At 60.2% G+C, this 18,909-nt stretch carries 20 protein-coding genes and 2 pseudogenes; 9 read left to right on the top strand and 13 right to left on the bottom strand.

Annotation, left to right across the window (positions count from 1 at the left end):
• Positions 1-19: 19 nt before the first annotated feature.
• Genes TRP66_RS21500 through TRP66_RS21510 form a run of 3 tightly spaced genes read left to right on the top strand, consistent with a single transcriptional unit; the run spans position 20 to position 1,728 of the window.
• On the top strand, positions 20-265 hold the full coding sequence (locus TRP66_RS21500) for a helix-turn-helix domain-containing protein (RefSeq protein WP_333406929.1): 246 nt from the start codon (positions 20-22) through the stop codon (positions 263-265).
• A complete protein-coding gene (locus TRP66_RS21505; RefSeq protein WP_333406930.1) occupies positions 258-1,547 on the top strand; it encodes a type II toxin-antitoxin system HipA family toxin in 1,290 nt (429 codons plus the stop codon). Before TRP66_RS21500 ends, TRP66_RS21505 begins: the two co-directional genes overlap by 8 nt.
• Positions 1,522-1,728 (top strand): hypothetical protein, encoded by a 207-nt coding sequence (locus tag TRP66_RS21510; protein ID WP_333406931.1) that lies wholly within the window; start codon positions 1,522-1,524, stop codon positions 1,726-1,728. The genes TRP66_RS21505 and TRP66_RS21510 overlap by 26 nt, the downstream gene beginning before the upstream one ends.
• Here the strand turns inward: TRP66_RS21510 and TRP66_RS21515 are convergent.
• The 8 genes from TRP66_RS21515 to TRP66_RS21550 all read right to left on the bottom strand — a co-directional run bounded on the left by TRP66_RS21515 (position 1,703) and on the right by TRP66_RS21550 (position 9,845).
• A complete protein-coding gene (locus TRP66_RS21515; protein WP_333406932.1) occupies positions 1,703-2,587 on the bottom strand; it encodes an aldose 1-epimerase in 885 nt (294 codons plus the stop codon). The genes TRP66_RS21510 and TRP66_RS21515 overlap by 26 nt on opposite strands.
• On the bottom strand, positions 2,565-3,527 hold the full coding sequence (locus TRP66_RS21520; protein WP_333406933.1) for an EamA family transporter: 963 nt from the start codon (positions 3,525-3,527) through the stop codon (positions 2,565-2,567). The genes TRP66_RS21515 and TRP66_RS21520 overlap by 23 nt, the downstream gene beginning before the upstream one ends.
• Positions 3,528-3,602: 75 nt before the next feature.
• Complete coding sequence (locus TRP66_RS21525; RefSeq protein WP_333406934.1) at positions 3,603-4,883, bottom strand: TRAP transporter large permease; 1,281 nt, start codon at positions 4,881-4,883, stop codon at positions 3,603-3,605.
• Entirely contained in the window at positions 4,884-5,411 is a 528-nt protein-coding gene (locus TRP66_RS21530; RefSeq protein WP_333406935.1) for a TRAP transporter small permease, read from the bottom strand.
• A gap of 167 nt (positions 5,412-5,578) precedes the next feature.
• The gene (locus TRP66_RS21535; protein WP_333406936.1) at positions 5,579-6,562 is read right to left on the bottom strand and encodes a TRAP transporter substrate-binding protein; all 984 of its coding nucleotides are present in this window, start codon (positions 6,560-6,562) and stop codon (positions 5,579-5,581) included.
• A gap of 78 nt (positions 6,563-6,640) precedes the next feature.
• Positions 6,641-7,522: a glucurono-1,5-lactonase gene (locus TRP66_RS21540; protein WP_333406937.1), complete on the bottom strand. Its 882-nt coding sequence runs from the start codon at positions 7,520-7,522 to the stop codon at positions 6,641-6,643.
• A gap of 45 nt (positions 7,523-7,567) precedes the next feature.
• Entirely contained in the window at positions 7,568-8,392 is an 825-nt protein-coding gene (locus TRP66_RS21545; RefSeq protein WP_333406938.1) for an NAD-dependent epimerase/dehydratase family protein, read from the bottom strand.
• A 178-nt stretch (positions 8,393-8,570) separates the two neighbouring features.
• Complete coding sequence (locus TRP66_RS21550; protein ID WP_333406939.1) at positions 8,571-9,845, bottom strand: OprD family porin; 1,275 nt, start codon at positions 9,843-9,845, stop codon at positions 8,571-8,573.
• Between the two features lie 445 nt (positions 9,846-10,290).
• Between TRP66_RS21550 and TRP66_RS21555 the strand changes: the two genes are divergently transcribed.
• The 3 genes from TRP66_RS21555 to TRP66_RS21565 all read left to right on the top strand — a co-directional run bounded on the left by TRP66_RS21555 (position 10,291) and on the right by TRP66_RS21565 (position 12,550).
• Positions 10,291-11,055 (top strand): SDR family NAD(P)-dependent oxidoreductase, encoded by a 765-nt coding sequence (locus TRP66_RS21555; protein WP_333406940.1) that lies wholly within the window; start codon positions 10,291-10,293, stop codon positions 11,053-11,055.
• 36 nt (positions 11,056-11,091) lie between these two features.
• Positions 11,092-11,799, top strand: coding sequence for a metallophosphoesterase (locus tag TRP66_RS21560; RefSeq protein WP_333406941.1), 708 nt, complete (start codon positions 11,092-11,094; stop codon positions 11,797-11,799).
• 454 nt (positions 11,800-12,253) lie between these two features.
• Positions 12,254-12,550, top strand: coding sequence for a hypothetical protein (locus TRP66_RS21565; RefSeq protein ID WP_333406942.1), 297 nt, complete (start codon positions 12,254-12,256; stop codon positions 12,548-12,550).
• Here the strand turns inward: TRP66_RS21565 and TRP66_RS21570 are convergent.
• A complete protein-coding gene (locus TRP66_RS21570) occupies positions 12,544-12,987 on the bottom strand; it encodes a winged helix-turn-helix transcriptional regulator (protein ID WP_333406943.1) in 444 nt (147 codons plus the stop codon). The two genes, TRP66_RS21565 and TRP66_RS21570, sit on opposite strands and share 7 nt — an antisense overlap.
• Positions 12,988-13,093: 106 nt before the next feature.
• On the opposite strand from TRP66_RS21570, the gene TRP66_RS21575 reads away from it, so the two are divergent.
• The 3 genes from TRP66_RS21575 to TRP66_RS21585 all read left to right on the top strand — a co-directional run bounded on the left by TRP66_RS21575 (position 13,094) and on the right by TRP66_RS21585 (position 15,972).
• A complete protein-coding gene (locus TRP66_RS21575; protein ID WP_333406944.1) occupies positions 13,094-13,861 on the top strand; it encodes an SDR family oxidoreductase in 768 nt (255 codons plus the stop codon).
• A 104-nt stretch (positions 13,862-13,965) separates the two neighbouring features.
• Positions 13,966-14,865 carry an SDR family oxidoreductase gene (locus tag TRP66_RS21580; RefSeq protein ID WP_333406945.1) on the top strand — a complete coding sequence of 300 codons (900 nt, stop codon included), beginning with the start codon at positions 13,966-13,968 and terminating at the stop codon, positions 14,863-14,865.
• A gap of 474 nt (positions 14,866-15,339) precedes the next feature.
• Positions 15,340-15,972 (top strand): hypothetical protein, encoded by a 633-nt coding sequence (locus TRP66_RS21585; RefSeq protein ID WP_333406946.1) that lies wholly within the window; start codon positions 15,340-15,342, stop codon positions 15,970-15,972.
• Positions 15,973-16,140: 168 nt separating this feature from the next.
• Here the strand turns inward: TRP66_RS21585 and TRP66_RS21590 are convergent, their stop codons facing one another.
• From TRP66_RS21590 to TRP66_RS23730, 4 genes and pseudogenes are all read right to left on the bottom strand, one after another.
• Positions 16,141-16,527 (bottom strand): hypothetical protein, encoded by a 387-nt coding sequence (locus TRP66_RS21590; RefSeq protein WP_333406947.1) that lies wholly within the window; start codon positions 16,525-16,527, stop codon positions 16,141-16,143.
• Positions 16,528-16,696: 169 nt separating this feature from the next.
• On the bottom strand, positions 16,697-17,611 hold the full coding sequence (locus TRP66_RS23720; protein WP_442965243.1) for a methyl-accepting chemotaxis protein: 915 nt from the start codon (positions 17,609-17,611) through the stop codon (positions 16,697-16,699).
• A pseudogene (locus TRP66_RS23725) lies at positions 17,600-17,653 on the bottom strand (hypothetical protein); the annotation flags it as partial. The pseudogene TRP66_RS23725 and the gene TRP66_RS23720, both read right to left, overlap by 12 nt.
• Positions 17,654-17,818: 165 nt before the next feature.
• Positions 17,819-18,616: pseudogene (locus TRP66_RS23730) on the bottom strand (methyl-accepting chemotaxis protein); the annotation flags it as partial.
• Between the last annotated feature and the right edge of the window lie 293 nt (positions 18,617-18,909).

Raw genomic sequence — 18,909 nt, forward strand, 5'->3', positions numbered from 1 at the left:
CGATGCATTCAGGGGTGACATGGATCACATCGGCAAGACCATACGCGAACTTCGCAAGGCCAAGCGCTATACCCAGGCTGACGTCGCGGCTCGTCTGCGGATGAGCCGCGCCACGATCTCGGGGATCGAGAACGGAACAGTGTCGGAAATCGGCATTCGCAAAGTGGAGGCGATCCTCAACCTGCTGGGTCATACGCTTGCCGTTGTGCCCAGATCGCGCCGTCCGACTCTCGATGATTTGAAGGACCGGAATTTCCATGACTGATGATAAATCCCGGTCGCTCCCCGTAAGGGTCGGAAGACAGCCAGTCGGAAGCGTCGGTCGTAGCGACGTCCGCAAGGGCGGTACCAGTTTTCGATATCGCGAAAACGTGGCCCCTCGCGATGCGATCTCACTCGTCATGCCTGTGCGTTGGGACGCCTATGAGTGGCGGGACAGCATGATTCCAGTCCTGTCGATGAACATGCCCGAAGGCATACTCAGGTCTGAACTGCAAAACATGTTCTCAAAGACAAAAAAAGGCTTTGATGAGATCGATTTGCTTGGAATCGTCGGTCCTTATCAGCTAGGCCGGGTATCGGCAGGACATTTGAACGATGACCAACTTCCGGATCTATCGGTAGATGATCTGCTGATCCACGATTCGGCGCGTGGCCTATTCGAAGATCTGTTGCAGCGGTATGCAAAGTACAGCGGGATTTCGGGCGTGCAGGCCAAGGTACTGGTGCGAGATGAAGCGGGCAACGAGCTGGACAGGCTCACCCACCGAGGTTCGACGCACATCATAAAAAGCTGGCGGGAAGAAGACTATCCAGAACTGGCCGCCAACGAATTCTTCTGCATGCGAGCAGCAAAACACGCCGGCTTGACGGTCCCGAATATCAGCCTCAGTGCCAACGGCAAGTTACTCGTCGTTGAACGATTCGACGTAACAAGTTCGGGCTGCCTGGGCTTCGAAGATCTGTGTGTGCTCAATGGCTGGCCGCCACACAAAAAATACGATGGCTCTGCCGAGGGCGCGGCAAAGCAGCTCATGACCTTTCTGTCGCCGGAGCGGATACAAGAAGGTCTGGAGTCGTTGTTTCTCACTGTCGCGTTATCTACAGGTGTACGAAATGGCGATGCCCATCTGAAGAACTTCGGAGTCATGTACCAGGATTGCGACGAGGACGCGCAGGTCTGGATGGCGCCAACGTATGACATTGTGTCGACCACTCCCTATAAACCGAAAGACATCATGGCAATGTTTCTCGCCGGATCGAAGAATTGGCCCAAGCATAAACTGCTGTTCGAGTTCGGCAGACGCTCGTGTCAGATCAGCGAAAACCGCTGTCGTGATCTAGTGGAACAAGTGGCTGAGGGCATATCCAAAGCCCGTGGCGAGCTTCTGGAGTACCTGCGCGACCATGCATCGTTCGAGCTTATTGGCACCAGAATGCTGAACGAGTGGGAGCGTGGTATACAGCGCAGCCTGGTGCCAGACACGCGTCCTGTCATTGTGGATATGGGCAAGGAGCAGGATGGTGGTAAAAAAAACCGAAAGTGAGGCTTTCAAGTCGATGCAAACTTCAGCCAGCGCGCTATTGGAGATTGGCGCCATCGACAAGGCTACTATGAGAAAGCTCGACGAATCCTGCATTGCGGAAGACGATGAGGCCTTGGTTGCCAAAGCCCGCGATCGACTGGCCAACCCCCAGCGCATTACCGTTGCATGGAAGGATCTATAGCTCTGTACTGCAAACCAAACCCCATCTCCACACACTCCCCCTGCCTCAACAACCGCAATCCCGGCTTGTCCGGCAGGTGATGGGCGTTGACCGGGTGGCTGACCGGTTCGAAGCAGAAGAACGGCAGGTCCGGCGGGCAGAAGACCAGAAAGTACTCGCTGCCGGTCGCCTGGCCGATCAGTTCGTAACCCAGGTCGGGCTGGCTGATGACGCAGCGGCCGTTCCATTCAGTGAAGCCGTTGTCCAGGCGTGTCGCCGGCAGCTCGCGCGAAGTGCTGAAATCCCATGCTTCGGGCAGATCCGCGAGGTGGGTTGGCAAGCCCTTCTCATCGCACATCCAGACATGTTCGGCCTGGGCGTGCAATCGCGTGTTCGCGGTGCGTGGCAGGTAGGGATGCAAGCCCAGGCCGTGCCAGGCCGCGCGGCTGTCCAGGTGAGTGGTGCTCAGCTTGATGCTCAGCAGGCCGTCGCGCAGGGTGTAGCGCAGTTGCGCGCGATAGGCGAAGGGGATCCGGCAGTCGAGTTGCAGGCGGATCTCGTGCGCTGTGTGATCGACGACATCCCAGACCTGTTGCCAGGCGCTGCCGTGGATCGGCAGCGGGTCGTTGGCGCTGTTGGGTTCCAGCGCCAGCCAGCCGTCCGGCGTGTCGAAACCGCCCTGGCCGATGCGGTTCGACCAGGGCGCCAGCGGATAGCAACCCAATCGCCGCGGCGTTCCTGCCGCCAGAGCGTCGTCGTCATTGGCGCGCAACAGCGGCTGGCCGCTGCTCGACACGCTCCAGTTGGCGATGCTGCCGCCGATGTCCGGCGCCACGCTCAGGCAGGTCAGACCATCGTCAAGTGTCAGAATGTTTGGCATGGGCTGCGTTCTTGTGTGGGCTTGAAGAAGGCGGGTTGCGGCGCATGGTCAGCAGCACGATGCCGCTGACCACGATCAGCCCGCCGATGACCTGGCTGCTGCTGAGCAGCTGATCGAGGATCAGCCAGCCGAACAGCAGGCTGGCGACCGGCTCGATGTTCATTACCGGCGCATTGCGCGGCATGTCCAGGCGCGTCATGCAGATGAACAGCAACGAGAAGCCCAGCCCATACAGCACGACCAGGCTGGCCAGTGCGGTCCAGCCCGTAGGCGTGGCAGGCAGGTCCACCCCGCCGGGCAATACGCCGCTGATACCGGCCAGGGCAGCAGCGCTGAACACCACGACCATGGTCAGCATGCTGCGCACCGTGCCGCGCATGCTGGCCAGCTTGTTATCGGTGATCCACAAGGCAAAGGCGAACACCACGGCGGCCGTGAAGCCGAAGGCGATGCCTTCCAGCCATTGCGGCTCGCTGCTGCCCGGGTTCGACAGGCGATGGGGGACGTCCAGCGCAAACACCAGCCCGAACAGGATGAAGCCCATCAGCAAGGCGGCCCGACGTGTCGGCGCCGCGCCGCCCAAGGCCCAGGTCAACAGCGCCAGCAGAATGGGCGCGACATTGACCACCAGCAAGGCGAGGGCGACGGGAATCCGCGCCACCGCCGAATAGATGCAGAAACTCTGGGTCGCGATCAGCAGGCCCAGCACGATCTGCCAGCGCCAGATCCGGCCGCTGAATTGCAGCTTCTCACCTTGCCAGACCACCAGGCCGATGAGCACCAGCAGGGTGACGCCGGAGCGACAGAGAATCGCCAGCAGCAAGCCGGTGTCGTTATCGAAGGCGATGCGCGCCGCGATGTGATTGCCGGCGAAGGCGCAGGCCAGCAAGGCCAGGATCAATACCGCGATGTGACGGGGAAACAGTGCAGGAACAGACATGAGCGACCAGCCTCCTTGGCTGGAAAACGACATCGCCGCCAACGAGGGCGGCGATGGCATGGAGCAGTGAACGATTTACAGCACGACGCTTGGCAGCCACAGGGAAATGGCAGGAACGTAGGTCACCAGCAGCAGCACCGCGAACAGCGCCACGTAGAACGGCAGCAGCGCCTTGACCGTGGCCTCGATGGTCACTTTGCCTACCGCGGCGCCGACGAACAGCACCGCGCCCACGGGCGGTGTGATCAGGCCGATGCCCAGGTTGACCAGCATGATCATGCCGAAGTGCACCGGGTCGACGCCGATACCGGTGATGACCGGCATCAGGATCGGGGTGAGGATCAGGATCAGCGGCGCCATGTCCATCACGGTGCCCAGCATCAGCAGCATGACGTTGATGCACATCAGGATCACGTAGCGGTTATCCGACAGGGTCAGGAACGCAGTAGTGATCTTGGTCGGGATTTCCATCAGCGTCAGGATGTAACCGAAGCTGGCGGCGAAGCCGATGAGGATCATCACGATGGAAATGGTGCGTACTGTGCGGTGCATCAGTTTGGGCAGGTCGCGCCATTTGTAGTCGCGGTAGATGAACATGGTGACGAAGAACGACCAGACCACGGCGATGGCCGCCGACTCGGTCGCGGTGAACACGCCGCTCAGGATGCCGCCCAGGATGATGACCATCGCCATCAGGCCCCAGAGCGCCTCGCCGGCGATTTTCAGCGCCTGGCGCAGCGGAATCACTTCACCCTTGGGGTAGTTGCGCTTGCGGGCGAAGATCATGCACAGGCCCATCATCACCGCGCTGAGCAGCAGGCCCGGCATGATCCCGGCCATGAACAGCGAAGCGATGGACACGGTGCCGCCAGCGGCCAGCGAGTACAGAACCGAGTTGTGGCTCGGCGGAGTCAGAAGCGCCTGCACCGATCCGCTGACGGTCACCGCCGTGGAGAAGTCGCGCGGGTAGCCGTTGCGTTCCATTTCCGGAATCAGCACCGAACCCACCGACGCGGTGTCGGCCACGGACGAGCCGGAAATGGCGCCGAAGAAGGTCGACGCGGTGATGTTCACCAGCGACAGCCCGCCGCGCACGAAGCCCACCAGCACCCCGGCAAAGGCCACCAGCCTGCGCGACATGCCGCCCTCGGCCATGATTGCGCCGGCCAGCACGAAGAACGGGATCGCCAGCAAAGAGAATTTGTTCACGCCGCCCGCGACCTGAATCATCAGTGCATCGAAGGGGATCTCGATCCACCAGGCACCGATCAGTGCGGCCAGGCCCAGGGCATAGGCCACGGGCATGCCGATCAGGATCAGTGCGATAAAGCTGCCCAACAGTACGAATGCGTCCATTTATGCGGCACCTTCACTTTCTTCAACCAGATCGAAACGCACGGCGCGGCGGTGGCTTTGATCGCCCAAAAACAGTTTTTCAAGCACGAAGATCAGGGTGATGACGCCACCGATGGGAATTGGCAGGTAGGAGATACCCACCCGCACCGACGGCATTTCGCCCAGAAACTGGTTCCAGGTGGTCATGCACAGTTTCCAGCCTTTGACGGCCATGAAGATGCACACGATCGCCATCAGGATTTGCACCAGGACTGCCGCGCCTTGGCGAATGGCCGGGGGCATGCGGTCCACGGCCATGGATACCGCCATGTGCGCGCCGGCCCGATAACTGGCCGCCGCGCCGAAAAAGGTGAACACCACCATCAGCAGAATCGCAGTGGGCTCCGGCCAGCTGGAGCCGGTACCCAGGACGTAACGGGCAAAAATCCCCCAGGGGATGATCAGGGTCATGATCAGCACCGACAGCCCGGCGATGCCGATGCTGACCCGATACAGCATGTCGTTGAAGCGCAATACCGTGTTTTTCATGAAGGTCTACCAAGGCAACGGCGGACAGGTGTGCCTGCCGCCGCCCAGTTATGAGAGGTGTTTACAAATGGCTGCACTCGACAGCACGGCGTTGAATCGCTCTCAAGTGCTTGTCTGTGCAACCGATCGCGGCTAAAGCGGAACGCCGCCCGACCGCTCCTACAGGATCAATTGACCGCTTCGATGCGCTTGATCAGGTCCGCATACGGCGCGCCGTACTTGGCGCGTACCGGAGCGGTGGCATCGTAGAAAGCCTTTTTCTGTTCAGGCGTGAGAGAGATGAACTCCACACCGCCGGCCTTGAGCTTGGCTTCGCTGTCGGCGGACTTCTTGTCCCACAGCACGCGCTCTTCGGCCTGGGCTTCCTTGGCCAGTTTTTTCACCAGGGCCTGCTGCTCGGGGGTGAGCTTTTCCCAGGTGGTCTTGGCCATCACCACAGGCTCAGGCAGGATCAGGTGCTCGGTCAGGGTGTAGAACTTGGCGTTCTGGTAGTGGTTGTGCTCCAGCATGGTCGGCGGGTTGTTTTCAGCGCCGTCGATCACGCCGGTCTGCAGGGCGCTGAAGATTTCCCCGGTGGCCATGGCGATGCCGTTGCCGCCCATGGCGTTGATGGTGTCGATGAACAGCGGGTTGCCCTGCACGCGAATCTTCATGCCCTTGAGGTCGGAGATGTCACGCACCGGCTTCTTGGTGTAGAGGTTGCGGGTACCACCATCCATCCAGGCCAAAGCGACCATGTTGAAGTTGGAGTTAGTGATCTTGTCGAGGATTTCCTGACCGATCTCGCCGTCGATGATTTTGCGCATGTGCGCATGATCACGGAAGATGAATGGCAGGTTGAAGACGTTGACGTCCGGTACGACCGGACCGACGATGCCCAGGCTGACGCGGGTCATCTGCACGGCGCCGCTCTGTACCTGTTCGACGACTTCCTTTTCCGAGCCCAGCACGCCGCCGGCGAACATCTTGAAGCTGATGTCGCCCTTGGTCTGCTCTTCGAGTTTCTTGCCCATGTTTTCCTCGGCCACCACCGGCGGATAGCCCTTGGGGTGAACCTCGGCAAACTTGATCTTGACGTCCGCCCAGGCGGCATTGGAGAAACAGAAGGCCAGCGGAAGCGCGGCGATGAGTAACTTGCGTTTGAAATCCATGGGTAGCTCCGATGTTGTTGTTCTTGGTCGGTGTCGATAAGGGTTTCACAGCAGGGAATTTCATTGCGGTGGGCGCAATCAGCCCCGGAACACAGGCTCCTCCAGACCTTTGACGCCGGGCTTCAAGGCGAACACGCCGCCAGCCAGAGGCTGGTCGGCCAGATCGCCGCCCGGACGGATCGAGGCGACGAAGAGGGTGTCCAAGTCCGGCCCGCCAAAGGCGCACATGGTCGGTTTCTTCACCGGCACGGCCAGCGAGCGGTCGAGTCTGCCTTCAGGGGTGAAGCGGTGAATCAGTCCGGCATCGTTGCCACAGATCCAGTAGCAGCCGTCGGCATCGACCGCGGCGCCATCGGGACGGCCCGGATGTTCGTTCATGTCCACGAACAGGCGGCGGTTGTGCGGCGTGCCCGTGTCGGTGTCGTAATCGAAAGCCCAGATCTTCTGCACGCTGGGGTGCGAATCGGACAGGTACATGACTTTGCCGTCCGGACTGAATCCCAACCCGTTGGGCACGATGAAACCGTCCAGTTGCGGGTCGAGGTCCTGTTGTCCGCGCTGATAGCGGTACAAGGCTCCGACCGGCGCGCCGGCGGCCATGTCCAGCAACATGGTGCCCGCCCAGAAACGACCCTGACGGTCGCAGCGGCCGTCGTTGAAACGCATGCCGGCCCGAGCGTGCTTCACGTCGATCAAGGGTGTGGCGCTCAGTTGCTCGTCATCGCCGGGCTGCAGATGAAACAGCCCGGTTTCCAGGCCGGCAATCCAGCCGCCTTGGTCGTGCGCGGCAATGCAGGCCAGCATTTGCGGGGCCTGCCAGCTGCGGGTCTGGCCATCCAGCGTCCAGCGGTGCAAGCGGCCCGCAGGAATGTCCACCCAGTACAGCGCTTGTTCGCGCGTGTTCCAGACAGGGCTTTCGCCGGTGGCATTGCGGGCATCGAGAATCAGTTCAGCATCCATGGCGTCATGCGTCTCTGTTGTTTTTATCGGTGCAGGAAGCGGTCTTTATTCGTCGCCGAACGGGCCGGCCGCGACGAAGGCGCCGCCCTGGTAAACCATCGCCGGATCGTCGGCCGCCGGCATCGGCTGGGCGTCGACCTTGTCGCGGAACACTTCCGAACTGTCCTTGGCGGTGTAGCCCAAGTGACTGGCCAGGTGGTTGTCCCACCACACGTTCTTGTTGTCCGACATGCCGTAGACCACGGTATGGCCGACGTTCTGCGCGTACAGGGCGCGCTCGATCAGTTGGGTCAGATCGTCATAGCTCAGCCAGGTGCTCATCATCCGGCGGTTCTGGGGCTCGGGAAACGATGAGCCGATGCGGATGCTGACGGTTTCGATGCCGTAGCGATCGAAATAGAAGCTGGCCATATCTTCGCCGTAGGACTTGGACAGCCCGTAGTAACCATCCGGACGACGCGGGGAGTGGGCGTCCAGGTGCTGATCCTGCTTGTAGAAGCCGATCACATGGTTGGAGCTGGCGAACACGACGCGCTTCACACCGTGACGGCGCGCCGCTTCATAGATATGGAAGACGCCGCAGATATTGGCGCCAAGGATTTCTTCGAATGGCCTTTCGACCGAGACACCGCCGAAGTGCAGGATGGCATCGACGCCTTCGACCAGCCGATGCACGGCAGCCTTGTCGGAAAGATCGCAGACCTGGACTTCCTCGCCGCTTTCGGCAGGTTCCATTTCAGCAATATCGGACAGCCGCAGCGTAGTTGCGTAAGGGCGCAGTGTCTTGCGCAGTACTTTGCCCAGACCCCCTGCCGCACCTGTAAGCAGGAGGCGATTGAAGGGATTTTGGGTGATTTGATCCGATGTCATGGAAAGGCCCCGATTGTTATTATTTTGTCATCTGTTGTCGTATGACTGTTTGGATTATTGGTATCCGTCAGGCGGATTGTCAACGCATCCAGATATAAAGTTTTTCCGCGCCGAAAACCTTGTACACAGCGCCTTTTCGCCGAAGAAGCCCGCCACGGGGCGGGCTCGCGATCTGTGATCAGAGCAACGAAATCGGGTAGCTGATGAAAATCCGGTTTTCATCGAATTCGTTGGTGCTGAAATCACGACGCATGGTGGAGTTGCGCCATTTCAGGTTCAGATTCTTGAAGGTGCCGCTCTGCACTGTGTAAGCCAGTTCCGACTCGCGGCCCCACTCCTTGCCGTCGGTGATTGCGCCGGTGTGCACGTTGTCGCCGCTGATATAGCGGTTCATCAGGGTCAGACCCGGGATGCCGAGGGCGACGAAATTGTAGTCATGGCGCAGCTGCCAGGATTTTTCCTTGGCATTGTCATAGCTGGAGTTGTAGCTGTCGTTGGCCAGAGTGCCGCCGCTGGTGCCGTTGACGCGCATCCAGGCGCTGTCGCCGCTGAGTTTCTGCAAACCGACATAGAACGTATGGCCGCCATATTTGGCCGACAGCAAGGCGTAGGCCGTCTTGTTGTCCAGATCGCCAGCCAGCTTGTTGCCGTCTTCCTTGCCGGTGAAATAGCCCAGGTTGGCGCCCAGCGTCCAGTCACCCAGGGGCTGGCTATGCAGGACGTTGATGAAGTGTTGCTGGTAGATGTCCTTGAGCTCGGCGTGCCACAGGCCGATCTGAGTGCGTTTTTCATTGAACACGTACTCGCCACCGGCGAAGTTGAAGCGGTCGGACAGGAAGGCACCCCGGCCGTTCATCGACATGTCTTCCATGCTCGCGTCGTTGCGCGGGCTGTTGCCACGGAACTGGCCGCCATACAGCGTCAGACCGTCGATTTCCTTAGACGTGACCTGCCCGCCGCGGAAGGTCTGCGGCAGGGATCGACCATCGTCAGAGCGCAGGATCGGCAGCACCGGCATCCACTCGCCGACTTTCACTTCAGTCTTGGAAATCAGCGCCTTGCCCGCGACGCCCAGGCGCCCGAAGTCATCGGCCGGACGGCCGTCGCTGTGGATCGGCAGCAATTGGGTGCCACCGGTGCCACGGCCGCCATCGAGCTTGACCGAGTACATACCCAGTACGTCGACCCCAAAGCCGACCAGGCCCGGCGTGAAACCGGATTTGGCGTCGAGGATGAAGTTCTGGGTCCATTCCTCTGCCTTGCCCTGCGGTGCGGCGCTGCTGGGGTAGGACGGGTTGGTGAAGTTACGGTTGAAATAGGCGTTGCGCAGGTTGAGCGTGGCCTTGGCGTCGTCGACGAATCCTTCGGCCATGCCCAGCAGCGGGAACGCCATGCCAAGGCTGCCGATGCCAAGCCCCAGCACGATCTGTGAACGAGTGTTGTGAGATTTCATTATTGTTGTGCTCCCTTTTGTCGAAACCTTCCACTCCTCTGGCACGCCTGTGCGACGGCCGACCCCCAGGAGGATGTGAGATGCCTCGTTTGCGAGGCATGACCCGCGCGGCAGCCGGCGAGTGCCGAATGCCGTGGCGGCGAATGCGTCAGCTATGTACGGCGTATCCGGGTGGTATGAGGAACTGAGGTCTGGACGGCAAGGGTTGCCGCGTAGCAGCACGGACGCGAGTGGTCATGCGATGAGGCCCCGATGTTGTTGTTATTTTGATGGACGTTATAGGTTGTCCTACGACTGCGCGGATTATTTGCAGTCCGCAATAAGTTTGTCAACGCAGTTAGGCGAAGGTCTAACGTCATTCTCGACCGACCCGCGAATGCGACTGAACGCTACGTACGCTGCGGCGTCCACCCTGTATCTCAGTCATGTGCAAGGAGAATAGGGAATGAATCGTTTCACCCAGAAAGTCGTGGTCATCACCGGCGCGGGTTCGGGAATCGGCGAAGCCACGGCCAAACGCTTCGCTCGCGAAGGCGCGAAAGTCGTGCTGGTAGGGCGTAATGAAGAGAAACTCTCGCGAGTGGCCGGGCAACTGGAGGGCGAAGGGCATCTGGTCCACGCAGCCGATGTTGCGGACCTGGACGCTGTCGAGAAGTTGTTCAAGGAAGTGGCGAGCCGCTTCGGTCGCCTCGACGTGCTGGTGAACAATGCCGGTACCGCCACGTCCGGCAAGATCACCGAACTTGAGGTCAAGGACTGGAAAGAGCTGATGTCCATCGACCTGGACGGCGTGTTCTATTGCACCCGCACCGCCATGCCGGCACTGATCGCCAGCAAGGGCACCATCATCAACGTGTCCTCTGTTTCGGGAATGGGCGGCGACTGGGGCATGAGTTTCTACAATGCCGCCAAGGGCGCAATCACCAACTTCACCCGCGCGCTGGCGATGGACCACGGGCCGGACGGCGTGCGGGTCAATGCCGTCTGCCCGTCGCTCACCCGCAGCGAGCTAACTGAAGATATGCTCGGCAACGAGCCGCTGATGGCCAAGTTCAGAGAACGTATTGCGCTGGGACGTCCGGCCGAGCCTGAGGAAGTCGGCGATGTAATCGCCTTTCTGGCCAGCGATGACGCGCGGTTCATCACCGGCGTGAATCTGCCGGTCGATGGCGGGCTGTCGGCTTCCAATGGGCAGCCGCCACAAGCCTGAGGCAAGCGACCAAAGACAAGCGAAGAGGGCGAGCCCATGAACAGCTTTCAGCATGTCGACGCCAACCCACTGGGTCGCGATCTGGCGGTAGGCGACATTCATGGGCATTTCGTTCGTCTGCAGCGTGACCTGGACGCGATGGGCTTCGAGCCTGGGCGAGACCGGCTGTTCTGCGTCGGTGATCTGGTGGATCGCGGGCCGGACAGTCGACAGGCGCTGGAATGGCTGGACCAGCCCTGGTTCTTTGCCGTGCAGGGTAATCATGAAGCGCTGGCCATCAGTCATGTGCGCAGTCGGCAAGTGGATTACCGGATGTACGTCGCCAGTGGCGGCGCCTGGTTTCTGGAATTGCCTGTCGAGCAACAGCAACAGTTTGCGGAGCGCTTCATGCGCATGCCTATCGCCATGGAGATCGAAACGGCCCATGGTCTGATCGGCCTGTTGCATGCCGATTGCCCGCTGGCGACCTGGGATCTGCTGCGCTCGGTGATGCTCGGCCGCTACGAAGGATTGGCACGTGTTCAGGAGCCTTGCCAGTGGTCCCGCGAGCGCTTGCGAGCCCAGAACAGCGAAGGCATCCCCGACCTGCGCGCGCTGGTGGTGGGGCATACACCGCTGCCACGAGCTCGGGTGCTGGGCAACGTGTTCCACATCGACACCGGCGGCTGGAAAGCCGACGGCAGCGGCTATTTCACCTTCCTCGATCTGCAGACCTTGCAGATGAACGGCCCGCCCGGGCGTTGAACGCGTTGTAGGAGCCAGCGGGCGGCGATCCGTCTTGCTGGCGATGGGAACGACGCGGTTCATCAGGAATACCGCGTTGCCCGGTTTTACTGCCGCTGTGCGGCAGATCGCGAGCAAGCTCACTCCCACAAGATCGGTGCACGTGTGATTTGTAGGAGCCAGCTTGCTGGCGATGGGAACGACGCGGTTCATCTGGAATACCGCGTTGCCTGGTTTTACTGCCGCTTCGCGGCAGATCGCCAGCAAGCTGGCTCCTACCGACTGCGCAAGTGCATCGTGGGAGGCAGCTTGCTGGCGACGAACGATGACGTGGTGGGCCTGATTCACCGTGTAAAGGCCGTCGCGACCAAGGTCCCTCCCACAGTGTGAGACACCGCGCCATCGGTCGCAAAGGTTACAACCTCCTGCCTGCGGGGCCACACTTGAAGTAGCTATTCGAAGTAGGTGTACGACCATGAATACCTGGCGCTTGGGCACGATGTTGGCGGCGTTGTCGGTTTCCGTCTGCCTGGCGGCATCTGCGGACTCATCTTCCAATCACGGCAAGAACAACGCTGACGATGCCTCCCGGTCACTGACGGCGCCTGCGCCGATGACAAAGCAGACCGAGGAAAACCGGAAAAACGATGGCGATACATCGGCCACCGACCCGGACAGCCCGCGCTCGATGCACCGCCCCTCTGCGCCAACCCCCGATGCCGCCGATCTGACCGACGAAGAGGCCGAGGCGATTCGCAAGGCGACTCAATGATCCGCTGGCTGATCGTGCCCGGCAGCGTTCAGCGCTTCCAGATATCGACGCCGCGACGTTTCAATGACCTCGCGATGCCGTTCGGCCCATAGCCATACACCACAGAAGGCCTCGCCCAGGCTCATGCCCATTTCGGTCAGACGGTATTCGACCCGTGGCGGAACCACCGGGTAAACGGTTCTGATCAACAGGCCATCGGCTTCCATCTGGCGAACAGTCTTGGTCAGCATTTTCTGGCTGACATTACCGACCTGCGTCGCCAGTTGCTTGAAGCGCAGACAGCCGTTCTCGGCTAGCGCCTCGATGACCAGCATGGTCCACTTGTCGGCCACCCGGCCGATGATTTCCCGCACCAGATGTTCCAGCGCCGGATCGCTCGAATGCGCGTCATGGGGCCATTGCGGTGTGCGTTCGGCGGGCTGAAGAGGGCTTTTCATCACATGGTTTCCATCGGGTAAGTCATGCACTTTTGCGCGCCTACTTCCCGCAGGCACCCGAGGATCCTATCGTAGCTCCGGTCAATCCGACCATGAGGAAACCGCGATGCAATGCACAGACAACACCCTGTTGATCACCGGCGGCGGCAGCGGCATCGGCCGGGGGCTGGCCGAAGCCTTTCTGGCGCTGGGCAATCAGGTCATCATCGCCGGCCGGCGTGAGGCGCTGCTCCGGGAGGTCTGCGAGCAGAATCCTGGCCTGCATCATGTGGTGCTCGATACCACCGATACCGCCGATATGGAAAAGGTGGTCGCCGCGCTGCTAGTCGATCACCCGACGCTCAACACCGTCATCCATTGCGCCGGGATCATGCGTAACGAGAAGCTGCTGGCTGGGAAATCCGAGCTGGAAGACACCATTGCGACCAACCTGACAGGCCCGATCCGCCTGGATGCCTTGCTGTTGCCGCATCTGCTCAAGCAGCCCCATGCCGCCATCGTCACGGTTTCGTCAGGACTGGCTTTCGTGCCGCTGGCGATGACGCCCAGCTATTGCGCGACCAAGGCCGCGGTGCACTCCTATAGCCAGTCGTTGCGTTACCAGCTCAAGGACACCGCCGTGAAAGTCCACGAACTGGTGCCGCCCTACGTGCAGACTAGCCTGATGGGCGAACGCCAGGCCAATGACCCGCACGCCATGCCGTTGCAGGCATTCATCGACGAAGTCATGGCGATTTTCCGGAGCGCCCCGGATGCCGAAGAGATCCTGGTGGAGCGCGTCAAGCCGCTGCGCTTTGCCGAGGTCAACGGCGATTACCCAGGCTTTTTCAAGCAGTTCAACGATCAGATGGCCAAGGCACGCGCCAACGAATAGTCAAAAAGACTGAACGATCCGCATCGTTCCGGCCTCCCAACTCATGACTTGCGAATGCGGGGTGCAACCCCGCAAACCCTTGAACCAGAGCAGGAGAAGCCGACATGGCGACCGAAAATCAATATGCGATGCAGAACCCGCTGACCCAGTACCCGCAACCTGAATTCCCCAAACAGCCGCAGACGCCGCCGGGCACCGTGCACGAGTTGCAACCCAAGGCCGACCACGGCGAAACCAGCTACAAGGGCTTTGGCCGAATGGCCGGTCGCAAGGCGCTGATCACCGGTGCCGATTCGGGGATCGGCCGTGCCGCGGCCATCGCCTACGCGCGTGAAGGCGCGGATATCGTGCTCAATTATTTGCCCGAAGAAGAGGCCGATGCGCAGGAAGTCGTGGCGCTGATCGAGGCCGAAGGCCGCAAGGCCGTCTGCATTCCAGGCGACCTGACCCGCGAAACCTTCTGCCAGGAACTGGTCAGCAAGGCCGCTCAGGCACTGGGTGGTCTGGACGTGCTGGTCAACGTGGCGGGCAAGCAGACGGCGCAGATGGACATCGCCGACATCACCACCGAGCAGTTCGACGCCACCTTCAAGACCAACGTCTACGCGATGTTCTGGATCTGCAAGGCTGCGGTGCCGCTGCTCAAGCCGGGCGCGACCATCATCAACACCGCCTCGATCCAGGCTTACCAACCCTCCGAAACCCTGCTCGACTATGCGCCGACCAAATCGGCCATCGTCGCCTTCACCAAGGCCCTGGCCAAGCAGGTGATCGGCAAGGGCATCCGGGTCAACGCCGTGGCGCCCGGTCCGTTCTGGACCCCGCTGCAACCCAGCGGCGGCCAGCCTCAGGAAAAGATCCCGTCGTTTGGCTCGGAAACGCCCATGGGCCGTCCCGGCCAACCGGCCGAATGCGCCCCGATCTATGTGCTGCTCGCCAATCAGGAGTCCAGCTACATCACCGGCGAAGTGTTCGGCGTAACGGGCGGTAATCCGTTGCCGTAGGTGTCAGACATCTTTGAGTTCAGGCATGCCATCGTTTCAGTTTTGAAACAAGGCATGCCTGACTCACACCGCTGCAATCCTCTCTTCTTCACGCACGGGCAGCGTAATGACTGCCTACTGTCGGTAGATAAAGCGTGCCGCTCCAGACAATGATTTCTCACCTGATAACCTGACCTGCGGGGCAGCACCCGTCTGCTGCATAAATACGACCGCCAGTTGCTCGATATCCAGAATAACCTACGATTCATGCTTTCTTACTTTAAAGCAAGGTGGAACTACAGACGCTGCGCTACAGTTCAATACAGCCACTGAAATATTCCAGACTGGCAAGTGTCACTTTGCAATACAGTTTGAAAGTTCGTGTTTTGAAACAGGGTCAACTCAAGCGACGACGCAAGGATGCTCGACTTTAGCGTCTGGAGGCTACCTCCCCCCCTTGCGTTTTACATTCAATAACGAAAGCACCTAATCATCATGAATACACCGTCTGAAATCGATGTTTCAGGCCTCAGGTGTTACGACAAGATTGTCGATGATGTCACCTACAGCGTTCCTCGAGGTATTACCCGTGAGGCCAGGGGGCGCGTCTGGATTGTCAGGGTCCTGAAAAACAAGCAAGTCCAAGTGTCCGCCCGCTTTACCGATCTGCGCTTCGGCGGTACGCGTCGCGCGCTGGATGCGGCGATCATTCACCTGATTCATAGCGGCCATGCCTGGCTGCGTGACGATGTTCTGCAACTGAGCGACAGTGCCACGGCGCATTGGCGCAAGCGCAGCGGCGTAGGCCTGTGCGCCGTGGCTTATGTGGCGAGCAAGGGACCGGGCAGAGGGGAAACCTTCTTTCTCTCGACGTACAAGCGCGTTGCCAGCGGCCGGGGCATGGAGAAGTTTCGCGCCAAACTGGTGGACGTTCTGGAAAGTGCCTACGAAATGCATCATCCTGGAGCGACTATTTCCTATGCGACACAGAAAACAATCCGTCAGGACATCGACCGGTTACTTGAAAGCGAATGCCTCAAGGCTTTTTTGGTGGCTGGCAAACGTAAAGCCGACCAGATTGCGGTTGCGGAGTATGTAGAAAGCCTTACCCATAAAGTAGGGCGCTGAAGTCAATAGCAGCCGTTTCAATGAAGTTACACTTTCTAGCTGTAATTCTGGAGATGCAGTCAGACTGTATCAGTTGTTCGGTGGCTATAAACAAGCTGTTGTACAGCGGATTGACACTGGAATAGATCAAGCCCGGCACAAGCCGGGCTGGGAATTGATAATAAGGTATTATCCGAGGCGGTTTGCACCAACGCGGTCAGCACCGTCAGCGGCTACACGGTTTGCACCAACGCGGTCAGCACCGTCAGCGGCTACACGGTTTGCACCAACGCGATCGGCACCGTCAGCGGCTACGCGGTTTGCGCCAACGCGGTCAGCACCGTCAGCGGCTACACGGTTTGCGCCAACGCGATCGGCACCATCGGCGGCTACACGGTTTGCACCAACGCGATCAGCACCATCGGCGGCTACGCGGTTTGTGCCAACGTGATCGGCCCCATCGGCAGCGATGACCGGAGTTTGCAGGGTGTGAATGTCGGTCACGGCAGGAAGAGCGAAAGCGCTGGAAGTCAGTACAGAGAAAGCCAGGCCGAAAATCAGTTTGGAAGTTTTCATGGTCATTGCTCCAGTTCGGTCGAGTCGTGGGTGACTCGGTATGGGGGCAATGCTACGCCGCTGGTGCGTATTAAGAAGTCAATGCGGTTAGTACCGAACATCGCTGAAATTGATAGTTGGAAGAGACGCGCAAAGCCCCTGGAGCCGGGCGGCTCCAGGGGCTTTCGGGTCACACGCGGAAGTGGCTGACCATCATCTGCAACTGGCCGCCCAGGCGGGCCAGCTCGACGCTGGAAGCGGCGGTTTCTTCGCTGGCCGAAGCGGTCTGCTCGGACACATCACGCACGTTGATGATGCTGCGGCTGATTTCCTCGGCCACGGCGCTTTGCTGTTCGGCGGCAGCCGCGATCTGCTGGTTCATGGCCTGAATGCTGGAAACCGTCTGGGTGATGCTGTTCAACGAGGTCCCGGCCTTGCGGCTCAACTGCACGCTGCTGGCGGTCAGGTCACGACTGCTGAGCATCATGCTGGACACCTGGCGAGTACCGTTCTGCAAGCCGGCGACCAGGTTTTCGATCTCTTCGGTCGACTGCTGGGTGCGTTGCGCCAGACCGCGGACTTCGTCCGCCACCACGGCAAAGCCGCGTCCGGCTTCGCCTGCGCGTGCAGCTTCGATGGCGGCGTTGAGGGCCAGCAGGTTGGTCTGTTCGGCAACGGCCTTGATCACATCCATGACCTTGCCGATCTTGTCGCTTTCCTGTTCCAGCTGGGTCATGGCATCGGCCGAGCGGCCGACTTCGGTGGCCAGACGCTCGATCTGGGCAATGGCTTCGCCGACTACCCGGTCTCCGTCACGTGCTTCATTGTCGGCGTTGGACGCCGCGTGGGAAGCCTGCTCGGCATTGCGCGCCACTTCCTGCACGGTGGCGGTCATTTCGTGCATGGCGGTGGCCACCTGATCGGTCTCCACCTTCTGACTGTTTACACCCGCGCTGGTCTGCTCTGTCACCGCCGACAGCTCTTCGGCCGCGCTGGCGATTTGGGTCACGCCGTCGCGAATGCCGGTGATCAGGTCGCGCAGGGTGGCGCCCATGCGCTGGATGCCTTGTTGCAGCACGCCCAGCTCGTCGCGACGGGTCACCATGACGTCCTGGGTCAGATCGCCCGAGGCGATACGCTCCACCACGTTCAGGGTGTCACGCAGAGGGCGGGTGATCTGGCGAGTGATCAGTACGGCAGCCAGTACGCCCAGAATCAGCGCCAGCAGCGTGCAGGTGATCTGCAGAGTACGCGCTTGTGCACTTTCTTCGTCACGGCGGTCCAGCTGGAACTGGTAGAGGTTTTCGCTGAGTTTGACGATGTCCTGGCCCTGAACGGTCATTTCCTTGCGAGCCTGAGCGATGGCGGCGTTCGCGCTGCGCATGGTCTCCAGAGACGTTTTGTAGCTGTTCAGCGCAGTATCCAGTTGGCCGATACGGGTCGCTTGGGTGCTGCTGAATGCGGTTCTCAGCGAATCCATGCCCTTGATGGCAGCGCTGATCTGGGAGGTGGCTTTCTGCTCGCTCTCGACGGTGCCGTCGGCCAGATAGCCGCGCACTTCGTAGCGAACACGCATCAGGTCTTCACGCGCGCCAACGATGGTTTCGTATTGCTCGAAACGGCCCAGGTCCATCGGGTTAGCGTTCACATCGCCCAGGATCTCTTCGATCAGCGCTTCGCCCTTGGCGGCATGCACAGTCATTTCCTGACGCGCGGCATTGCTGCTGCGGTAGCCGTTGCGCATGTCGTTGAGGGATTTCTGGTAGTCGGCGATCACGCGACCCAGCTCTTCGAGCATTTTGACGTTTTCAGGCGCCTTGAAGGTCGTGACCAGCTTTTGCTGGTAGCTCTTGAAGCCGTCGAGCGACACCTGCACGGTTTCGGCAACCTTGTCGTCGCCGTCGGCGACCATGTACTGCAGGCGCGTCACGCGCAACTTGGTCAGCTGGGAGTTGAGCGAAGTGATGTCGCTCATCCAGTTGCTGCGATCGATAAGGCTGCCCAAGCTGGTCCAGCCGGTCAGAGCGAGAATGGCAGTAAAAACGAGTACCAGGCCGAATCCGAGGCCCAGTTTCATATTCACGCTGATATTGGCGAACCAGCTGTTCATTGACGTTCTCCAGGAATGTCTGATGTGAGTGCGGCCTCTGGAGGAGTTGTTGTAGTGGCCAGCGGCAAGGGTTTGAGTACAGACACTATCGGCCGCCGTTCGCCAAGCTGTAACAAAAAAACAGCTGAAAACTGAAAATTTTTTCCACACGGTCGCGGGGCTTTCATTCGCCGCAGACCCCGGTTATAAAGGCGCCCAACGGATTTGGCTCATTCCTGCGGCGTCATGAACATTGACACCGTGTTACCGCGTGTGCGCTGGGTAAGACCGAGTGACCAAATGCGTGTACCGTT

This window comes from Pseudomonas sp. JDS28PS106 (genome assembly GCF_036706555.1).
Taxonomy (GTDB): Bacteria; Pseudomonadota; Gammaproteobacteria; order Pseudomonadales; family Pseudomonadaceae; genus Aquipseudomonas.